This is a genomic window from Ideonella sp. P3_A4, from assembly GCF_056403075.1.
This window is the reverse complement of the sequence record NZ_JBFUGE010000430.1, coordinates 1-5,090: the sequence shown is the minus strand read 5'-3', so window position 1 is coordinate 5,090 and position 5,090 is coordinate 1. Positions and strand designations below refer to the sequence as shown.

The following is a 5,090-nucleotide window of genomic DNA, read 5'->3' as shown; positions in this document are numbered from 1 at the left end:
GTGTGATCCTCGGCCAGCAGGTCACGGTGGCGGCAGCCTGCACGCTGGCCGCACGGCTGGTGGCCCGCTTCGGCGAACCGATCGAGACGCCGTTCGACGGCCTGACGCAGCTCTTTCCCAGCGCCGCCACGCTGGCCGAGGCCACGCCCGATTCGATCGGCACATTGGGCATCGTGCGCACCCGCGTCGGTGCGATCCAGGCCCTGGCGCGCGCGGTGGTCGATGGCCGCATCGACCTTTCGCCTGCCGCACCGATGGCCGAGACATTGGCCGCGCTGGGTGAACTGCCTGGTGTCGGCGCCTGGACCACCGAGCTGGTCGCGCTGCGGGTGCTGGCCTGGCCCGATGCCTTCCCAGCCAGCGACATCGGCGTGATGCGTGCGCTGGGCGCCGCCAACCCCGCAGCCGCCGCAGCCCAGGCCGAAGCCTGGCGGCCGTGGCGGTCCTACGCCGTGATGCAACTGTGGCAATCGCTGGTCGACAACGCCCCGCCACCGGCACCGAAGCGCTCGCCACGGCGCAAAGAAGAGGTCTCCGCATGAACACCACCCGCTCTCCCCTGGTCGCCCAGGCCACGATCGACAGCCCGCTCGGCCCGTTGCTGCTGGCCGCCACCGCGCAAGGCCTCGCCGGTGCCTGGTTCACCGACCAAGCCCATCACCCGGGGGCACTCGACGCGCCGGAGGATCCGGACAACGCGTTCATCCAGCAGGCCGCGGAAGAGCTGAATGCCTACTGGCAGGACGCCACCAGCCGCCACTTCAACGTGAAGATGGACCCGCAGGGCACCGAGTTCCAGCGCGCCGTCTGGCGGGCGCTGCTGGACATCCCGGCCGGCCACTCCAGCACGTATACGACGCTCGCCACGCAGATCCACAAGCCGCTGGCCGTGCGCGYCGTAGGCGCCGCAGTCGGCCGCAACCCGCTGAGCGTCCTCATCCCTTGCCACCGTGTGCTGGGCAGCGACGGCTCACTCACTGGCTATGCCGGCGGGCTGGACCGCAAAGTGAATCTGCTGCAACGCGAAGGCCGCTGGCCCACGAAGCCGCTGGCCCGTGCCCCGACCCGAACCACCAAGCTGGTCACCCACCAGGAAGCCTTGTTTGCATGAAACCCCGCGACACGATTGAACTGCTTTTGCTCGCCGCCATCTGGGGCGCTTCGTTTCTGTTCCTGCGCATGGGGGCCGCCGAGTTTGGCCCGTTCGCGCTGGCCGGCCTGCGCGTGCTCGGCGCATCGCTGTTCCTGATGCCGCTGCTGTGGCGGCGCGGTGAATGGGCTGCGCTGCGCCAGCACTGGCGTGCCATCGCAGTCGTGGGCATCGTCAACTCGGCGATCCCGTTCCTGTGCTTCAGCTACGCCGCGTTGGCCATCACCGGCGGCCTGTCGTCGATCTTCAACGCCACCACGCCGCTGTGGGGCGTGGTGTTTGCCTGGTGGTGGCTGAAAGACCGGCCGAATGTCCACAAGCTCATGGGCCTTGCGATCGGCTTTGGCGGCGTACTGTGGTTGGCCTGGGACAAGGCCAGCTTCAAGCCCGACGCGAGCGGCGCCAGCAGCGGCCTGGCGGTGCTGGCCTGTCTGGTCGCAACGATGATGTACGGCCTGGCCGCCAGCATGACCAAACGCTGGTTGACCGGGGTGCCGGCGATGGCACTGGCCACCGGCAGCCAGCTCTCGGCGGCGATCGTGCTGTTGCCCTTGATGCTCTGGCACTGGCCGGCGACGATGCCGGGCGCAAAGTCCTGGGGCGCCGTGGCGGCCTTGGCGCTGGTGTGCACCGGCGTGGCCTACGTGCTGTTCTTTCGGTTGATCGCGAACATCGGCGCTGGCAACGCGCTGAGCGTGACCTTTCTGATCCCGGGCTTCGCGATCGCCTGGGGCGGGCTGTTCCTCGGCGAAGCGGTCAACGCCACGATGATCGGCGCCTGCGTGGTGGTGCTGATCGGCACCTCGCTGGTCACCGGGGTGTGGAAGCCGGCGCTGCCGTTGAAGTTCGGGCGCGAGCCGAGCTAACTGATCAGCAGGACGGCAATTCCCAGACAAGAAAAACCCGGCATGGTGCCGGGTTTCCGTGAGTCCGGGCGCGACGACTGCGCGCCCGGCGCCGAGTTTTACTTCGGCTGCTTGACCACGCGCAGGTAGGGCTTGACGGTCTTCCAGCCCTGCGGGAACAGCGTCTTCGCGTCTTCGTCAGACACCGAGCCGGCGATGATCACGTCTTCGCCATCTTTCCAGTTGGCCGGCGTGGCCACCTTGTGCTTCGCGGTCAGCTGGATCGAGTCGATGACCCGCAGCACTTCATCGAAGTTGCGGCCGGTGGTCATCGGGTAGGTCAGCATCAGCTTGATCTTCTTGTCCGGGCCGATGATGAAGACCGAGCGCACAGTGGCGTTGGTGGCTGCAGTGCGGCCAGCCGAAGTGCCGGCCTCTTCAGCCGGCAGCATGTTGTAGAGCTTGGCCACCTTCAGGTCGGTGTCGCCGATCATCGGGTACTTGACCGCTGACCCTTGAGTTTCCTCGATGTCGTGGGCCCAGCGTTCGTGGTCGTCCACCGGGTCGATCGACAAGCCGATCAGCTTGACGTTGCGCTTCTTGAACTCCGGCTCGATCTTGGCCATGTAGCCGAGTTCGGTGGTGCAGACCGGGGTGAAGTCTTTCGGGTGCGAGAACAGCACCGCCCACTGGTCACCGATCCATTCATGGAAGTCGATCTGGCCGTGGGTGGTTTGCGCCGTGAAGTTCGGCGCGACGTCGTTGATGCGCAGGGACATAGGGGATGCCTCCGAGTCAAAGGGCCAAGGGATGGTCTGTTGAGCCGATGATCGTAGCGCTTATGCGGCCAATAAGGTTATGCATTCGGCGGCTGTGGATGTGCACTTGACAGCTGCTCGCTGTGGCCGGAGAAGGCAGCGGCACCGAGGGGACGCGCGCGCCTGGTCTCAGGCCACCGGCTGCGGCGTGTAGCCGGCTTCGCGGATGGCATCCGCCAGCGCCTGCTCGCTGGCCTGTGCCGTCTGGATCGTCACCCGGTGGCTGGCGAGGTCGACCTCGACCTGCGCCGCTGGGTCGACCGACTTCACCGCCTGGGTGATCGCACCCACGCAATGGCCACAGCTCATGTCGTTCACGTCGAAGGCAATCAATGCTGGCTCCAGTTTCTGCAAATGGGGAAAGGTGTCGGCCGCCAGTGTCCAGCTTGCTACGGTGGGAAGCTCAAGCCCCTGGCTTGATTCACCTCAAAGGAAATGTGGATTCTGCGGTGCATGCTTTGACCCTACCATCATGGGAAGCTTGATGATGGCTGCCATCCCACCCTCTTCAGCCCACCGACCATGAACACAGCCGCCTTCGTATCGACCTGGCGCCTGCCGATTGCCGGCATGACCTGTGCGTCCTGCGCCGGCCGCGTCGAGAAGGCGCTCAAAGCGGTCCCTGGCGTGGCTGCGGCCAGTGTGAACCTGGCGACGGAGGAGGCTTCGGTCAATGCTGCAGCCGGCACCGACCCGGCGACCTTGACACAGGCCGTGCACCGCGCTGGCTACGAGGTGCGGCAGCAGTCGCTGACTTTGAAGATCGAAGGCATGACCTGCGCATCCTGCGTGGGGCGCGTCGAGAAGGCGCTGGCCAAGGTGCCGGGTGTCCTGCGAGCCACCGTCAACCTGGCGACCGAGCAAGCCAGCGTGCAGGTGTTGGCCAACGTGTCGGTGGCCACGCTGCAGGCGGCTGTCGCCAAGGCCGGCTATTCCGCGGTCGAGCCGGCCGATCTCGTTCAAACCAAGGCGCGCCACCTGCCCGAGTGGTGGCCGGTCGCACTGAGTGCGCTGCTGACCTTGCCGCTGGTCGCACCGATGCTGCTGCAACTGTTCGGCCTCATGTGGATGCTGGGCGGCTGGGCGCAGATGCTGCTGGCGACGCCAGTGCAGTTTGGCCTCGGTGCGCGCTTCTACCGCGCGGGCTGGAAGGCCGTGCGCGCCGGCACCGGCAACATGGACTTGCTGGTGGCGCTGGGCACCTCGGCAGCGTACGGGCTCTCGTTGTTTCAGCTGCTTCGCCATGGCGACCACGGCATGGCGCACCTGTACTTCGAGGCCAGCGCCGCGGTCATCACGCTGGTGCTGCTGGGCAAGTGGCTCGAAACACGTGCCAAGCGCCAAACCACAGACGCCATCCGCGCACTGAATGCGCTGCGGCCGGCCACCGCCCGCGTGCGGCGCGCAGGTGCCGAGCTCGAGTTGCCGGTGGCGCAGGTGATCGTTGGGGACCTGGTGGTGATCCGGCCCGGCGAGCGCATCCCGGTCGACGGCGACATCGTCGAGGGCGGCAGCCACGTTGACGAATCGCTGATCACCGGTGAGAGCCTGCCAGTGACCAAGAGCGCGGGCGACCATGTCACCGGCGGCGCGATCAACAGCGAAGGCTTGCTGCTGGTGAAAACCACCGCCATCGGCACCGAGACCACGCTGGCGCGCATCATCCGGCTGGTCGAGTCGGCGCAGGCCGAGAAGGCGCCGATCCAGCGCACCGTCGACCGCGTCAGCGCGGTGTTCGTGCCGGTCGTGCTGGGCATCGCGTTGCTGACCTTCCTGGGCTGGTGGGGCGCCACCGGTGAGGTTGAGCGCGCGTTGATCAACGCCGTCGCGGTGCTGGTCATCGCCTGCCCCTGCGCGCTGGGCTTGGCCACGCCCACGGCCATCATGGCCGGCACCGGCGTGGCCGCGCGCCACGGCATCCTGATCAAGGACGCACAGGCGCTGGAACTGGCGCATTCGGTCCGCGCGGTGGCACTGGACAAGACCGGCACGCTCACCGAAGGGCGGCCGGCGCTGGTCGCCGTGTTGCCGGCGGGCGCCACATCGCGCAGCGAGGTGCTGAGCCTTGCCGCTGGGCTACAGCAAACGAGCGAGCACCCGTTGGCCCGCGCGGTGATGGCCGCCGCGCGCGACGATGCGCTGACGGTGCCCGGCGCGCAACAGGCCCAGGCCCTGCCCGGCCGCGGCGTGCAGGCCGTGGTGCAAGGCCGAGCCTTGGCACTGGGCAGCAGACGCCTGCTGGACGAACTGGGCGCCGCGCGCGGCGTACTCGCAGCC

At 67.6% G+C, this 5,090-nt stretch carries 6 protein-coding genes; 4 read left to right on the top strand and 2 right to left on the bottom strand.

Annotation, left to right across the window (positions count from 1 at the left end; translation table 11 throughout):
• The 3 genes from AC1DYI_RS26005 to AC1DYI_RS25995 all read left to right on the top strand — a co-directional run.
• Positions 1-542 (top strand): DNA-3-methyladenine glycosylase family protein (locus tag AC1DYI_RS26005; RefSeq protein ID WP_477207025.1); only part of this gene is annotated, 542 nt, incomplete at its 5' end.
• A complete protein-coding gene (locus AC1DYI_RS26000; RefSeq protein ID WP_477207024.1) occupies positions 539-1,111 on the top strand; it encodes a methylated-DNA--[protein]-cysteine S-methyltransferase in 573 nt (190 codons plus the stop codon). The genes AC1DYI_RS26005 and AC1DYI_RS26000, both read left to right, overlap by 4 nt.
• The gene (locus AC1DYI_RS25995) at positions 1,108-2,016 is read left to right on the top strand and encodes a DMT family transporter (protein ID WP_477207023.1); all 909 of its coding nucleotides are present in this window, start codon (positions 1,108-1,110) and stop codon (positions 2,014-2,016) included. The genes AC1DYI_RS26000 and AC1DYI_RS25995 overlap by 4 nt, the downstream gene beginning before the upstream one ends.
• A 98-nt stretch (positions 2,017-2,114) precedes the next feature.
• Here AC1DYI_RS25995 and AC1DYI_RS25990 read toward each other — a convergent pair whose 3' ends face one another.
• The gene (locus AC1DYI_RS25990; RefSeq protein ID WP_477207022.1) at positions 2,115-2,774 is read right to left on the bottom strand and encodes a peroxiredoxin; all 660 of its coding nucleotides are present in this window, start codon (positions 2,772-2,774) and stop codon (positions 2,115-2,117) included.
• A gap of 168 nt (positions 2,775-2,942) precedes the next feature.
• Positions 2,943-3,146, bottom strand: a complete 204-nt coding sequence (locus tag AC1DYI_RS25985) for a heavy-metal-associated domain-containing protein (protein ID WP_477207021.1) — start codon at positions 3,144-3,146, stop codon at positions 2,943-2,945.
• Positions 3,147-3,383: 237 nt separating this feature from the next.
• Here AC1DYI_RS25985 and AC1DYI_RS25980 point away from each other — a divergent pair.
• Positions 3,384-5,090 (top strand): heavy metal translocating P-type ATPase (locus AC1DYI_RS25980; protein WP_477207026.1); only part of this gene is annotated, 1,707 nt, incomplete at its 3' end.

Coding starts and splice junctions, on each gene's coding strand:
- AC1DYI_RS25995 (WP_477207023.1), top strand. CDS start 1,108: ATGAAACCCCGCGACACGATTGAACTGCTTTTGCTCGCCGCCATCTGG.
- AC1DYI_RS25990 (WP_477207022.1), bottom strand. CDS start 2,774: ATGTCCCTGCGCATCAACGACGTCGCGCCGAACTTCACGGCGCAAACC.